This is a genomic window from Dokdonella sp. (assembly GCF_019634775.1).
GTDB lineage: Bacteria > Pseudomonadota > Gammaproteobacteria > Xanthomonadales > Rhodanobacteraceae > Dokdonella.
On record NZ_JAHCAS010000001.1, the window covers coordinates 1,835,214 to 1,849,724 of the forward strand.

The 14,511-nt window shown below is 68.2% G+C and carries 8 protein-coding genes; 2 read left to right on the plus strand and 6 right to left on the minus strand.

Annotated elements, in window-relative coordinates; translation table 11 throughout:
* Positions 1–110 precede the first annotated feature (110 nt).
* The 3 genes from KF907_RS07865 to KF907_RS07875 all read right to left on the minus strand — a co-directional run bounded on the left by KF907_RS07865 (position 111) and on the right by KF907_RS07875 (position 5,945).
* Positions 111–2,489, minus strand: coding sequence for a hypothetical protein (locus KF907_RS07865; protein ID WP_291219541.1), 2,379 nt, complete (start codon positions 2,487–2,489; stop codon positions 111–113).
* 89 nt (positions 2,490–2,578) lie between these two features.
* Positions 2,579–5,374, minus strand: a complete 2,796-nt coding sequence (locus KF907_RS07870; RefSeq protein ID WP_291219542.1) for a serine/threonine-protein kinase — start codon at positions 5,372–5,374, stop codon at positions 2,579–2,581.
* A gap of 34 nt (positions 5,375–5,408) precedes the next feature.
* Positions 5,409–5,945: an ECF-type sigma factor gene (locus tag KF907_RS07875; RefSeq protein ID WP_291219543.1), complete on the minus strand. Its 537-nt coding sequence runs from the start codon at positions 5,943–5,945 to the stop codon at positions 5,409–5,411.
* Positions 5,946–6,234: 289 nt separating this feature from the next.
* Here KF907_RS07875 and KF907_RS07880 point away from each other — a divergent pair, with 289 nt between their 5' ends.
* Positions 6,235–8,298, plus strand: a complete 2,064-nt coding sequence (locus tag KF907_RS07880; protein ID WP_291219544.1) for a carbon starvation CstA family protein — start codon at positions 6,235–6,237, stop codon at positions 8,296–8,298.
* Between the two features lie 65 nt (positions 8,299–8,363).
* Positions 8,364–8,549 (plus strand): YbdD/YjiX family protein, encoded by a 186-nt coding sequence (locus KF907_RS07885; protein ID WP_291220284.1) that lies wholly within the window; start codon positions 8,364–8,366, stop codon positions 8,547–8,549.
* A 345-nt stretch (positions 8,550–8,894) separates the two neighbouring features.
* Here the strand turns inward: KF907_RS07885 and KF907_RS07890 are convergent, their stop codons facing one another.
* From KF907_RS07890 to KF907_RS07900, 3 genes are all read right to left on the minus strand, one after another.
* A complete protein-coding gene (locus tag KF907_RS07890; RefSeq protein ID WP_291219545.1) occupies positions 8,895–12,149 on the minus strand; it encodes a S41 family peptidase in 3,255 nt (1,084 codons plus the stop codon).
* A 179-nt stretch (positions 12,150–12,328) separates the two neighbouring features.
* Positions 12,329–13,564 carry a TCR/Tet family MFS transporter gene (locus tag KF907_RS07895; protein ID WP_291219546.1) on the minus strand — a complete coding sequence of 412 codons (1,236 nt, stop codon included), beginning with the start codon at positions 13,562–13,564 and terminating at the stop codon, positions 12,329–12,331.
* Positions 13,565–13,575: 11 nt separating this feature from the next.
* The gene (locus KF907_RS07900) at positions 13,576–14,346 is read right to left on the minus strand and encodes an SDR family oxidoreductase (RefSeq protein WP_291219547.1); all 771 of its coding nucleotides are present in this window, start codon (positions 14,344–14,346) and stop codon (positions 13,576–13,578) included.
* Between the last annotated feature and the right edge of the window lie 165 nt (positions 14,347–14,511).

Below are 14,511 nucleotides of genomic sequence, written 5' to 3' on the forward strand. Positions count from 1 at the left end.
CAGTGCCTTTGCTTTCAAAGCTTTAAAGGCACTGGATCCCGGCCTTCGCCGGGATGACGAGAAAATGTGAGGTTATTCGAGGTTCCCTTCACGGGCGATCGGTGCGATTCTCACGGATCGAACCCATCCGCGAAGATCCTGTCCGAGCCGATGATGTCGAGGGTGATGCCGTCGAACCAGGTGTTCAATGTGCGCGGGTCGCCCGATGGACCGCTCTCCGTGCCGACCAGGGTGATCGTGATGGAACTGTTCGATGTCCACTCGGCGGCATTGACGGCGATCAGGGCCGGGTTGGCGGGGCGCCTCCAGCTGCCGGTGTTCGACAGGGTGTGGTAACCGTTGGCATCCGCCGCGCCCTGCGTGCAGGCTTCGCCGCCATCGCGTCGGTATTCCCAGAACAGTTGCGCGATGTCACCGGCCACGGTGATGTTGCCGGTGCCGCGCCCGAAGCCGTTGACGGTGTAGATGCCCGGGCCGGGCAGGTGCACGCACTGGGCGATCCCGCGGACGGCCTGGCCGAAGGCGATGTTGGTCTGCGACACCTTGGCCGATCCGGAACCGCTCGCGCCGGACGCATTGAACGTGGTGTCGCGCGTGGTGACGCCGGCCGTCACCGTCGACCACAGGTGGAGATCGGCATCGAAGTCGGCGTTGAGCACGAGCGGCAGCAGCGCCTGGCGTTCGTAGGCACCGAGATCGCGCACGCCGGGGACGACGATGGGCAGGTTGCGGTCGCGCTCGAGCCCCAGCGCATCGCGGTCGTCGCCGGCGACGGAAGGCGCGGCGTCCACCGCAGGCGAGGCAGCGCGCGGGCGGTAGTCGCCGCGCGCGGGGTCGATGAAGCGCGGGTCGCGGACGGAAACGTGGGGCGTCTGGCCACCATCGAGCGAACCGCGCTCGCTGGCGATCACCGACTCGAACTCCTTGCTGCAACCATTGCATTGCAGGATGGTTTTGCCGGGCTGCCAAAGGATCGAGCGACGCACGACGTAGCTCGGCGACGGGGCGCCGCCGCCCTTGACGAAGACGTGGCTGCCGCCGATGACATTGCCGGCCAGGCTGATGTCGGTCATGTGGAGGCGGCCGAGGTCATGCCGGATCAGCACGTCCGAGGTCTCGTTGTCCGCGATCAGGGCGTTGCGGATCGACATCCAGCCGTCATCGGCCTGGATCAGGCGACTCCCGCGATTGCCTTCGATGGCCCATCCGCCACGGATCGCGGGGCCGGCGTCCGGGTTGCCGGTGGCACTGACGACATTGATGCCGAGGTCGGTATTGCCTTCGAGATGGACCACCGCGCCGTTCGCCGGGGCGCCGTCGGGGGTCTGGGCGAGATTGTCGTACAGGCCGCCACAGAAGCGGCCGCTCTGGCAGGCACCGGCACCGCCGGGAAAACTGGAGGGGTCGTTGATGAGGATCGAGCTCGGGGCGTCGCCGCTCGAGTCGCTGTAGATCGCCGCGCCGACCGGAGCGGTGTTCGCCTCCAGTTCCGTGTTGAACAGCCACACATCGGTACTCACGGTGTCGTCGAAGTCCGCGTAGGGCCGCAGGTAGAGGCCGCCGCCACGCTGGCTGGCGACATTGTCGCGCACGCCGGCCGGAGCATCGGCCACGGTCTGCTGGAGCCGGATCGACGCGAACGAGGAGATGACCGTCGTCGCGCCACCGGGATCGTCGCCGACCACGGCCACGCCACCGCCGTACACGGCGGTGTTGGAAACGATCGAACCGAGACCGGGCTGGCCGCTGCCGATGTAGGCGGCCGCCGCAATGCCGTTGCTGAGGACCATCAGGCCACCGCCGTAGCCCCCGCCGCCAATGCCTTGCGCCATGTTCCACATGATCACGCTGCCGGGTGCATGCATGCGGAACTCGCGAATTCCGTGGACGTAGACGCCTCCACCGCTGTGGCGCGCGGTGTTGAAGCCGACGATGACGTTCTCGCCGAACACGAGTCTGGCGTCATGGCCGGTGCCGCGGGCATAGATCCCGGCGCCGTAGCCGGCCTGGTTCTGGATGACCGAGGTATCGCTCAGCTCGAGCACGCCGTTGCCGCTGAAATAGATGCCGCCGCCGTCGGCGTCGCTGGACGGGTCGGCGTCGCGGATCATCAGGTGCTGCAGGCGCACGACACCGCCCCCCGGCATGCTGACACGCAGCACCTGGCGGGGGTTGCCGCCGGCGCCGCTGAGTGTCGTCATGCCCGAGGGCTCGCTGGTGGTGCAGGTGTCGAAGCCGCCGACGAGGGAGAGTTCCTGGCTGGTGTCGACCTGCAGTTCCTGCGCGGTCCAGGTCTGGCTGCGGGTGATGCGGACGGTGTCGGCACCGGGATTCGCCTGGGCGGCATTGATCGCCGCCTGCACGGTCGCATGCGTGCAACCGCTGCCGGTGCCGACCACGTAGACGGCTGCGCCAGCGGACGGCGCGGCGAGGACGAGGCCGATGAACGCGGGAGCGAGACGGCAATGAAGGAGGGAGGTGGATTTCATGGCTGGTCGCCTGTTCAAGGGTCACAGCATGAACAACGCCGTTGGGTGGCCCGGCCTGTCATTGGAGGCACGGCGGATGTACGCGGGTGTCAGTCGCCGCGGCCATCCCGGGCGATGCGCTCGAGGTTGACGAGCATTTTCGCGTTGGTGCCGCGCGGCTTCGGATCGATCGCGAGTGCTTCGGCGGCGACCGGCCTGGCCTCCTCGCCGCGCCCGGCGCGGGCCAGGGCACGTGCCTGCAGCATCAGCATCGAGAACAGCGTCGATTTCTCGTCGGGGGTCTTGGCCTTCTGCTCGGCGACGACGTCGCTGATCAACTCGAGGGTTTCGGCATTGCGCCCGAGCGCAAACAGGGCGAGCGCACGACGGAAGCGCGCATAGCGCACCTCCTTCGAGGCCAGCGTGCCGACGCGCGTGGAGATGGCGAGCACGCTGTCGGTCGTGCGCAAGACGTCCTCGTAGCGCTCGCGGCGGACGTCGACCTGGGCGAGGAATCCGAGTGGGGCGATGAGTTGCGGACTGTCGTCACCCGACAGCGCACGCTGCTCCTCGACTGCATGCGCGGCGAGTTCGCCGGCGCGTTCGACCTTGCCTTCGCCGAGCAGCATCAGCGACAGCGAGCCGAGCAGGCGCGGGCATACCGGGTGACGCACCTCGCCCGTTTGGCAGTGCGCGATGCCTTCCTCGAACGCCAGTCGCGCCTCGTCGCGGCGCGACTGGCCTGCGCGCAGCCGGCCGAGCGCGGCGATGGCATTGAGCGTGTCGGGATGAGTGTCGCCGAGCAGGCTGCGGCGCATGGCCAGGGCGCGTTCGATGTGCGGTTCGGCATCGGCATAGCGGGCATTGGCGACGAGGAAGCTGCCATAGGCACCGATCGCCCAGGCGGTATCCGGATGGGGGCGCGCATGGATGCGTTCGGCCAGCGTGATCGCCTCGCGATAGGCGATATCGGCCTTGTCGGGATGGCCGGTGGCGGAAGCCGCCGTGCTGATCGTCGCGAGCAGATCGAACATGCGCCGGTCGGCCGGTGCTCCCTGCGCGTTCCAGCGCTCGCGCGTGGCTTCGGCGAGCGCGAGCGCATCGTTGAATCGCTGGGCCAGGGCGAGCGCATCGGCTTCGGCGATGTCGACGCTGCGCACGGCATCGTCGCGGCCGGTGGCGAGCCGCCCGGCCAGCGCGCGCGCCTCGGCGAAAGTCGTGCGCGCGGCGTCGTGATCGTTGATGCCGCCTTCGGCACTGGCGCGGGCGACCAGTGCCTCGACGCCGCGCGGTTCGTCGCGCGCGGTCAGTACACGGTCGGCGCCGCCCAGCGCGGTCTTCGCCTCGGCCGGCTTCGATTCGTCGAGCAGCGCCTGTGCGCGCAACAGGCGCAGGCGCAGGCGTGCATCGGCGTCGTCCGCGAGGTGCAAGGCATCGGCTTCCGCTCCGGCGCGGTCGAGCAGGGTGTGCACGCGCGCGGTCGAGCCGAGCGAACGCATGACGCGTGCCAGGGTCAGCGCGAGATCGAGCCGTGTCGCCGGCGGCAGGCGAGTGTCGGCGAGCATGCGCTCGGCAGCCTCGTCGACCAGTTCCTCGATACCGGGCCGCTTCTCGCGTGGTACTTCCGGCTGGGCAGCATCGAACACCGAGACGAGGAAATCGCGCACGGATTCGGCGCGTTGCGTCTGCGTGTTGGCGCGGATGGCTTCGCCACGGGCGACATGCGCCTGCCACAGCGCCACGCCAAGCGCCGCGAGGATGGCGACGAGGAAGGCGAAGGTGCTGGCCACACCGCCCTTGTGGCGCATCACGAACTTGCGTGCGCGGTACCAGGTCGACGGCGGATGGGCGGTGACCGGTCGTCCCTCGAGCAGGCGTTCGATGTCGTCGGCCAGGGTGCCGGCCGAGGCGTAGCGCCGTTCCGGCTCGTCGGCCAGCGCCTTCATGACGATGGTGTCGAGATCGCCGCGCAACTGGCGGCGCGTGATCGGCACAACCGCGCCGTCGCCGGCGGTCATGCCGACGCGGCTGGACGGCGTGCGTCCGCTGCCGTCGTTGACGCGCTCGCCGGTCAGCAGTTCGCCGAGCAGGACGCCGAGCGCGTAGACATCAGTGGCGGTGGTGACCGCACCGCCGCTGCGCTGCTCGGGTGCGGCATAGGCCGGGGTGAAGGCCGGCATGAGGGTGCGGTGGTCCTCGTCGTCGCCTTCGAGCAGCTTGGCGATGCCGAAGTCGAGCAGCTTGACCTCGCCCTCGTCATCGACCAGCACGTTGGAGGGTTTGAGGTCGCGATGCACGATCAGCGCGCGATGGGCGGCATCGACGGCGCGGCAGGCAACGACGAACAGGCGCAGGCGCGCACGCAGGTCGAGGTTGCGCTGACGTGCGTGTTCGACGATGTCGCTGCCGCGCACGAGTTCGAGTGCGATGTAGGGTTGTCCCTCGCCGGTGACGCCGCCCTCGATCATGCGCGCGATGTTGGGGTGGTGCAGGGCGAGCAGGGCGCGCTGCTCGCGGCGGAACTGCTGGCGCGCCTCGGGGCTGTGCAGGCTGCGGCGCAGGAGCTTGAGGGCGACGTCCTGGGTCGCCCCGGCGACCTCGCGACGCGCATGCAGGACGGTCGAGAAGCCGCCCTCGCCGAGCAGGCCGAGGACTTCGAACGGACCGATGCGGTGGCTTGGGCGTGGCGCCACGGCGGGCATGTCGCCGATGTTCCCGGCGAGTTCACCGACGCGCGTGCGCGAGACCGGCTCGCCGGCGTCGGCATCGGCGCGCAGCAGCACGTCGAGCCGGGCGCGCAACCGCGCCGGGCAGTGGGCATCGAGGTAGTTTGCGCGCGTGGCCGGGTCGAGGTCGGCGACGGCCTCGAACAGTTCGCGCAGGAGGGCGGAGTCAGTGGTGCTCATGCCGACGGACAACGCCACACGGCGACCAGACCAGTCATCCGCCGAGCTCGGCCTTGAGGAAGGCGCGGGCGAAGCGCAGGTCGCGCGCCACCGTGCTCAGGCTGATGTCGAGCGTCGCGGCGATCCGTTCCTGGTCGAGGCCGGCGAACCAGGCCAGTTCGGCCACGCGGGCGGTGCGCGCATCGTCCGCTTCGAGCCTGCCCAGTGCCGCATCGAGGGCGAGCGCCTCCTCGGCGCTGTCCAGGACCAGGCGCTCGTCGCGTCCCGTCAGGGTCACGCGCACCCAGTCGCCGCCGGCGCGCTGGCGTTGGCGATCACGCGCGCGGTCGGCGAGCAGGTGGCGCATCGCGCGTGCAGCGTAGGCGAGGAACTGTTCGGGCCGCGCGAAGACGAGGTTGTCGCCATGGCCGAGGCGCAGATAGAGGTCGTGCACGAGCTCGGTGGTGTCGAGCGTGCCGCGCGCACCCCGAGCGAGCTGGCGCCCGGCCATCGCCTTGAGGCGGTCATAGACCGCGGCGAACAACGCGTCGGTGTCGCCTGCCGCTTCGTCGGGGGAACCCGGATCGCTCATCTGCGCACCCCGCCCGGGCGAGTCTAGCTCCAATGCGGCTGTCATTTTGCCATGACTGCTTCCGCGCGGGAAATCGCCGCAGGAAGCGGCCTCGGCCGCGATGCCGTAACCGCGCGACATCGCATGGCAAAGGGCATCGCGCCTGAAGGCGATCCGGGACAGCACGCTGCCACCTCGCGGGCGTCCACTCCAAGGATGGGTCAAAGCATCCTAGTGCGCTGCGGCTTGACCCGACCAGGCCGCAGGGACAGGCTTCCGACGCTTCCCCTGGGGTCATTGCGGAGACGTCATGAACTCGCTCATCAGCAAGATCGGCTGGCTCGCGCTCGCCATACTCGGAGCCTTCTGCCTCGGTACCGTGGCACTGCATCGCGGTGAAACGATCAACGCGGTCTGGCTCGTCACTGCCGCGGTGTCGATTCTGTTCATCGCCTATCGCTTCTACAGCAAGTTCATAGACGACAGGGCACTGCGGCCCGATCCGACGCGGGCGACGCCGGCCTGGCGGCGCAATGACGGCCTCGACTACGTGCCGACCGACAAGCATGTCGTGTACGGCCACCACTTCGCCGCGATCGCCGGCGCCGGGCCATTGGTCGGCCCAGTGCTCGCCGCGCAGATGGGCTACCTGCCGGGAACCCTGTGGATCCTCGTCGGCGTGATCTTCGCCGGAGCGGTGCAGGACTTCATGGTGCTGTTCTTCTCGACGCGCCGCGATGGTCGCTCACTCGGCGAGATGGCACGCTCCGAACTCGGCAACGGCGCCGGCACGGTGGCGATGATCGGCGTGACGATGATCATGTTCATCATCCTCGCCGTGCTCGCCCTGGTCGTGGTCAAGGCGCTGGCGGAAAGCCCGTGGGGCACGTTCACGGTGGCCATGACCATCCCGATCGCATTGTTCATGGGCATCTACCTGCGCTACCTGCGCCCCGGCAAGGTCATGGAGGTCTCGGTCATCGGCCTGGTCCTGCTGATGCTGTCGATCTGGCTTGGTGGTGTCGTTTCGCACAGCCCGGAATGGGCCGACGCCTTCCATTTCGACGGCCGCCAGCTGGCCTGGATGCTGATCGCCTATGGCTTCGTCGCCTCGGTCATCCCGATCTGGCTGCTGCTTGCACCACGTGACTACCTGTCGACCTTCCTCAAGATCGGCACCGTGCTCATGCTCGCGATCGGCATCGTCATCGTCATGCCCGAGATGCGCATGCCGGCGCTGACCAAGTTCGTCGACGGCACCGGCCCGGTGTTCGCCGGCAGCCTGTTCCCGTTCCTGTTCATCACGATTGCCTGCGGTGCGGTGTCGGGCTGGCATTCTCTTATCTCGTCGGGCACCACGCCGAAGATGCTGTCGAGCGAGACCGATGCACGCTACGTCGGCTACGGCGGCATGCTGATGGAAGCCTTCGTCGCGATCATGGCCCTGATCGCCGCCTGTGTGCTCGATCCCGGCGTGTACTTCGCGATGAACGCACCGGCGGCCCTGCTCGGCACCACGCCGGAATCCGCCGCCGCGGCGATCACCAACCTCGGCTTCACGATCACGCCGGAAATCCTCGTGCAGACCGCGAAGGATGTCGGCGAAGGCACGATCCTGTCGCGTACCGGTGGCGCGCCGACACTGGCGGTGGGCATGGCGCATATCCTCCACCAGGTCATCGCCGGCGAAGGCATGATGGCGTTCTGGTACCACTACGCGATCCTGTTCGAGGCGCTGTTCATCCTGACCACGGTCGATGCCGGCACTCGCGCCGGTCGCTTCATGATCCAGGACCTGGCCGGCCTGGCCGTGCCGGCGCTGAAGAAGACCGAGTCGTGGGCGGCCAACCTGATCGCCACCGGCCTGTGCGTCGCCTGCTGGGGTTATTTCCTCTACCAGGGCGTGGTCGATCCGCTCGGTGGCATCAACACGCTGTGGCCGCTGTTCGGCATCGCCAACCAGATGCTCGCGGCCATCGCGCTGACCGTCTGCTGCGTGTGCCTGATCAAGATGAAGCGTGACCGCTACGTATGGATCCCGGCCATGCCGACGGCCTGGCTGCTGGTCTGCACGCTGACCGCCGGCTGGCAGAAGATCTTCCACGACAACCCGAAGATCGGTTTCCTCGCCACCGCCAACCGCTATTCCGACGCGCTCGGCCGCGGCGAGGTGCTGGCGCCGGCGAAGTCGGTCGAGGAGATGGGCCGCATCGTGTTCAACAACTACATCAACGCGACCCTGGCGGGATTGTTCATGCTGATCGTGGTGATCGTGGTCGTGTTTGGCCTGCGTGCGGCGATCAAGGCCCGGCGCAGCGCCGAGCCTACCGCGCAGGAAACGCCGTACGTGTCGATCGACTCGGTGCGCGCCTGATGGCGGCGTTGGTGCGCGAGTCAGCGGAGGCGGGCGTGCAGCCCGTCTCCGTGCGCGTGCGCGCCATGCTGCGCGGGTTCTGGCGTCACGCCGTGCAGACTGCCCGCCTGATCATCGGCATCCCCGATTACGACACCTATGTCGAACACATCCGTCGCTTCCACCCGGAGCGCGAGCCGATGAGCTACGAGGCGTTTTTTGCCGAGCGGCAGGCGGCGCGGTATCGGGGTGGGGGTGGGCGTTGTTGTTAGGGATGTTCCGAGCAAATCCCTTCGCGGCTGAAGCCACCCCCACCAGGCCTTGATTCCGTCCAAGCGAATCCAGCCGTGCGGGCAAGATCGAAGCATCCCTGGCGGCGGCGCGGCCAGGGCGATGCCGAGTTCGTACACGCCGAGCGCTGCGCACCGTTCGTCGCCGCACGCACCGGGTTGTGCATGGTCGGTCTCCGGTTGGGTGCGATGTGCAACCCACGGCGGCGTCCGAAACGAACGCCGCCGCGAATCCGCGTCATCCATCCACAACGCGATCCGCTGCGCGAGGCGGCCAGGTGCCACCCGTCCGTGATGGTTTCGCAGGAGCCCGTTTACGGGCGACGATCAGCGCCGCGCGCGCACCGGCAGCGGCGTCTGCACGGGTTTCGCGGCGGGCGCCTTGTCGAGCGCTTCGAGCGCCACCGCGATCGCGCGGTCGAGTTGCGGGTCGCGGCCCTGGGCGACTTCGGCCGGCCACTGCTCGACCTCGATGTCGGGCGCCACGCCGACGTTCTCGACCGCATAGCCTTCCTCGGTGCGGATTGCGAGGTTCGGCGCGGTGACTCTGCCGCCGTCCATCAGGGTCGGAAAGCCGAGGATGCCGACCAGGCCGCCCCAGGTGCGCTTGCCGACGATGGTGCCGAGCTCGAAGCGGCGGAACATCCATGGCAACAGGTCGCCGCCGGAGCCGGCCGTCTCGTCGGTGAGCATGACCTTCGGTCCGAAGATCGCGCCGCGCGGGCTGACCAGGTCCTCGCCGTAGCGCATCTTCCAGTGCGCGATCAGCGGGCGGCGCAGGATGTCGATGTAGTAGTCGGCGATCAGGCCGCCGCCGTTGAAGCGTTCATCGAGGATGATGCCGGCCTTGTTCGACTGCGGATAGAAATAGCGCTTGAACGACTCGAAGCCTGCGGCTGCCGTGTTCGGCACGTGCACGTAGGCGAGGCGCCCGCCGCTCTTCGCGTCGACGTAGCGCAGGTTGCCCTCTACCCAGTCGCGGTAGCGCAGGCCGTTCTCGCTGGCTACCGGCACCACGGTGACCTCGCGTGCGCCGCTGCCGTCGGCGTTCGGACCGACGCGCAGGCGCACCTGGCGCTCGGCCTTGTTCTCGAACAAGGCGTACACGCTCATCGGTGCGCGCAGCTCGACGCCATCGACGGCGAGCAGGTACTCGCCGGCACGCACCTCGACGCCCGGCGTGCGCAGCGGCGAGCGCAGGTCCGGGTTCCAGTTGAGACCACCGAGCACCTTGCTGAAACGATAGCGGTCGCCAACGAGCACGTAGTCGGCGCCGAGCAAACCGACCTCGATCTTCTTCGGCTTCGCCGGGTAGTCGCCTGGGGAAAGGTAACTGTGGCCGACCGCGAGTTCGCTCAGCATCATGCGGATGACCGTGTCGAGGTCGGCGCGCGTGGCGAGGTCGGGCAGGAACGCGCGGTATTTCTCCCGCATCTTCGGCCAGTCGGCACCGTGGAAGTTGTCGGCATAGAAATAATCGCGGTTGATGCGCCAGGCGTCGTCGAGAATCTGGTGCCATTCCGCGCGCGGATCGACCGCGACGGCGATGCGCTCGAGGGCGAGCTTGCCGTCGCCAGGCTTCAACTCGTCCTTGATGTCACTGATCGACCAGTCCTTGCCGCTGAGCCAGGCGATGCGCTTGCCGTCGCTGGACAGGCGGTAGTCGCCGACTTTCCTCGCCAGCGTCTTCACCTCGCGGTCCTCGAGCCTGAAGCGCTTCAGTTCGGCATCGCCGGAGCCTGCGGAGGCGTGCGGGTTGGCGGTTTCGAGGAAGTAGATCTCGCCGCTGGTGCCAACGCGCAGTCCGCTGCGCCCGGCGCTGCCGGCGGGCAGGGCGACGATGCGGTCCTCGATGCCCTCGGCATCGATGCGTACGCGCACGGCCGGTTTGTCCTTCGCATTCTTGTCGGTGGCCTTCGTTTCGGCGGATTTCACCTCGACCTCGTCGCTCTGTGGCGGGATCGGGTGCGGGCCGTCGCGGCGCAGGGTGATCGCGTACAGGCCATGGGTCATCACGGCATCGCCATTGGCCTGCGAGAACCAGTCCTTGAGCGGGCCGGCATCGGTCGAGGCGAGCACGTAGAGGAACTCGCCGTTCGGATCGAATGCCGGTTCGACCATTTCCGAAAGACCATCGGTGAGGCGGATCGAACGGCCACTGTCGACCGACCAGGCGTACACGGTCTGGATCAGGCCGGCGTTCTGCACGGTGTAGGCCAGCCAGCGCGAGTCGGGCGACCAGTTCGCGCTCATCCGGTCGAGCGGCGAATAAACAGGTTCGGAGGCAATCTTGGCGGTGCGTCCGCTGGCGAGTTCGATGACCCACAGCGACTGACTGTTGTCCTGGAAGGCGATGCGCTGGCCATCCGGGGAGAACTGTGGGCTGTCGTAGTAGCCCGCGCCGTCGAGTTTGTACCTGCGTGGCGTGCCACTGCCATCCTGCGCGCCGACATGGAGCGCGTATTCGCCGTCGGCATCGGAGAACCAGGCGATCAGGCGGCCGTCGGCCGACCACGCCGGCGAGTGGTCGTTGGCACCGGGCGAGCGTGTGATCTGGCGAGGATCACCCTTGCCGGCAGGCACGGTGACGATCTCGCCGCGATAGTTCATGGCGAGGCGCTTGAGATCCGGCGAGCCGGCCACTTCGCGCACCCATTTGACGTCGCTGGCGATGCGCGGACGTGTTTCGGCGAGGTCGGACACCGCCGCCACGACCAGCCGCCGCGTCGTGCCGGAGCGCGTGTCGAGCTCGTGCAGCCAGCCGGCCTGTTCGAACACGATCACGCCGGCGGCATCGGCATCGGCGGAGACCACCGGGAAATCCTCGAATGCGGTCAGTCGCGTCGCCTGCTTCGTCGTCGCGTCGTAGCGGTACAAGTTGAACTCGCCATCGCGGTCGGAGCTGAAATACAGCGTGCCGCCGATCCACATCGGATCGGTGTCATTGCTGCCACCGGCCGGCTTGGAAACTTCGCTGACGGCAAGGCTGCGCATGTCCATCAGCCAGATGCGGCTCTGCGTGCCACCGCGGTAGTTCTTCCACTGGCGAAACGCCTCCGCGTTCGGCGAGTAGGCCAGGGTCGTGCCATCCGGCGAGAGCGCCGCCTTCGCGCCGCTCGGTACCGGCAGCCGCTTCGGCACGCCGCCGCCGACCGGCACGGTGTAAAGCGCGCTCAGGCGCCCGCTGAACTGACCTTCCTCGGACTGGAACAGCACCTCGCCCGCCGGGGTGAAGCCGCGCACGATGTCATTGCCCGGATGCCAGGTCAGGCGCTTCGCTTCGCCGCCGCCGGCCGGCATCACGTAGACGTCGACGTTGTCGCCGTATTCGGCGCTGAAGGCCAGCCAGCGCCCGTCCGGCGAGAAGCGCGGCACGAACTCGCGGCCTGGCGCCTGGGTCAGGCGACGCGCGCTGCCTCCGTCACGCGCGACCAGCCAGAGGTCGTTGTCATAGGTGAAGGCGATGCTGTCGCCGTGCACGGCCGGATTGGCCAGCATGCGCGTATCGCGCGGATTGGCCGCCTGCGCCATGGTGCCTGCGAGCAATGCGGCACACGCGCCCATGCCGATCAATGTCCTCATCGCGGGTTTCCCTTGCTGGGCTTCGACAGGCCGCGAGCATAGCGACCCGGCGGCATGGCCGCCCACGGACGGAAGTCACCGTTGCCGCCAGCGATCCGGTAGGAGCTCCCGCAGGAGCCGGTATACGGGCGATTCCTTCTCTCACCCCCGTGTCGACGAACAGGCCCGTGAACGGACTCCTACGACACCCCGCTCCTTCCGTGCAGGCGTCCGACGCGCACGCCGATCAGCGCAGCCGCGGCGAGCACGGCGGCGGCCATCAGCAGGCTCGTGCCGATGTACGGGATCGCCGCATCGGCGCCGCTGGAGATCGAGTAGATCCAGCCGAAGAACAGCGGCGACACCACGCCGGCGATGCTGGCCACGCTCATGTTGGCGCCCTGCAGCTGCCCCTGTTCGGACTCCGACACGCGCCGCGTCATCAGGGCCTGCAGGGTCGGCATGGCCAGTCCCCAAGCCGCATTCGGCAGCATCGACAGCGTGAACAGCACGCCGTTCGGTGCGAGGCCCATGCAGGCGATGCCGATCGCGCCGACGCCGAGGCCGAGCACCATTGTGCGGCGGTCACCGAGGCGTCGTGCCACCGGTCCGACCAGCAGCCCCTGCACGAGCATGTCGAGCGCCCCGGCCAAGGCCAGCACGAGGCCGACGTCGAGTGCGCCCCAGCCGTAGCGGTGCCCCGCATACAGCACGAACACGGCAGAAAAAACGTGGTGGGCGAAGTACAGTAGGAAGTTGACGACGGCGAGGCCGGCGAGTTCGGCATGCGAGCGCAGCAGGCGCAGCGCGCCGAATGGGTTGGCGCGGCGCCACGAGAAGGCCATGCGGTTCTCGGCAGCCAGCGACTCGGGCAGCACGAACCAGCCGTACAGGAAGGCCACGCCGCTGAGCGCACCGGCGAACCAGAACGGTGCGCGCGGCGACCATTCGCCGAGCATGCCACCAAGCATCGGCCCGGCGACGAAACCGCCGGCGAAGGCCGCGCCGATCAGGCCATAGGCACGGGCGCGTTCGGCCGGTGGCGTGATGTCGGCCATGTAGGCGTACACGGTGGTGAAGCTCGCCGAAGTGACGCCGGCGATGATGCGGCCGAGGGCGAGCCACCACAGGTCCGGGGCCAGGGCCATCAGCACGTAGTCGGCGGCGAGGCCGGCCGTGGAGATCAGGATCACCGGCCGCCGGCCGACCTGGTCCGACCACGCGCCAATCACGGGCGAGGCGATGAACTGCATGATCGCCCACAGTGCGACGAACACGCCGTTGATGATGCCGGCGCGTGCGTTCGAGCCGGTGAAGGTCTCGATCAGCGGCGGCAGCACGGGCATGACGATGCCCATGGCGATGATGTCGAGCGCGGCGGTGACGAGGATGAAGGCGATCGCCGCCTTGCGGCGCGATCCGGACAAAAAGGGCATGCGGCGCGCGCTCAAGCGCTGAGATAACCGCCATCGACGTTGAGCCAGGTGCCGGTCACATAGCTCGAAGCGGATGAGGCGAGGAAGAGCAGCGCGCCGGCCATCTCGGCCGGCTCGGCGACGCGTCCGAGTGGGATGTGGCCGAGCGCGCGCGCGAGGATTGCCGGGTCGTGGATCAGCGGGCCGGCAAACCGGGTGTCGGTCAGTCCCGGCAGCAGCGCGTTGACACGCACGCCCTGCGCTGCGCACTCCTTGGCGAAGGCCTTGGTCATCGACAGGATGGCCGCCTTGGTGATCGAGTAGATGCCCTGGCCGTCACCCGGGATCACGCCGTTGACCGAGGCGACATTGATGATCGAGCCGCCACCCTGCCTGGCCATGCGTTTCGCCGCCGCCTGCGACATCAGGAAGTAGCCACGGATGTTGACGTCGACGGTCTTCTGGAATGCGTCGATGCCGGTATCGACGATCGGCCCGAAATACGGATTCGCCGCAGCATTGTTGACCAGAACGTCGAGCCGTCCGTGCTGCGCATCGATCGTCGCGAACGTCGCCGCGATCGAATCCGGGTCGCCGATGTGGCAGGCCAGCGCCTCGGCGCTGCCGCCGGCTTCGCGGATCGACCGTGCGACCGCCTCGCAGGCCTCGATGCGCCGGCTCGACACGATCACATGCGCGCCGTGTGCGGCGAGCAGGCGCGCGCCGGCCTCGCCGATGCCGCGGCTGGCGCCGCTGACGAAGGCGAGCTTGCCATCGAGTTCGAACGTGGTGGGCATGGACATGGGCGTCGCTCCGGTCTGGGGACAGAGTATCGCGGCTGATGCCGCTCCCACAGAAGATGGAAATGGGAAACAGGGGACGGGGAGTGGAAAGATCAACAGCCTTGCTGCCGGCCGTTCCCCGTTTCCCAATTCTCCATTCCCGGCCATTGCCGGAGCCCGTTCACG

What these genes read in the sequence shown, in the direction of transcription:
- KF907_RS07865 (WP_291219541.1), bottom strand. Translation starts at nt 2,489, where the DNA reads ATGAAATCCACCTCCCTCCTTCATTGCCGTCTCGCTCCCGCGTTCATC.
- KF907_RS07870 (WP_291219542.1), bottom strand. Translation starts at nt 5,374, where the DNA reads ATGAGCACCACTGACTCCGCCCTCCTGCGCGAACTGTTCGAGGCCGTC.
- KF907_RS07875 (WP_291219543.1), bottom strand. Translation starts at nt 5,945, where the DNA reads ATGAGCGATCCGGGTTCCCCCGACGAAGCGGCAGGCGACACCGACGCG.
- KF907_RS07880 (WP_291219544.1), top strand. Translation starts at nt 6,235, where the DNA reads ATGAACTCGCTCATCAGCAAGATCGGCTGGCTCGCGCTCGCCATACTC.
- KF907_RS07885 (WP_291220284.1), top strand. Translation starts at nt 8,364, where the DNA reads ATGCTGCGCGGGTTCTGGCGTCACGCCGTGCAGACTGCCCGCCTGATC.
- KF907_RS07890 (WP_291219545.1), bottom strand. Translation starts at nt 12,149, where the DNA reads ATGAGGACATTGATCGGCATGGGCGCGTGTGCCGCATTGCTCGCAGGC.
- KF907_RS07895 (WP_291219546.1), bottom strand. Translation starts at nt 13,564, where the DNA reads ATGCCCTTTTTGTCCGGATCGCGCCGCAAGGCGGCGATCGCCTTCATC.
- KF907_RS07900 (WP_291219547.1), bottom strand. Translation starts at nt 14,346, where the DNA reads ATGTCCATGCCCACCACGTTCGAACTCGATGGCAAGCTCGCCTTCGTC.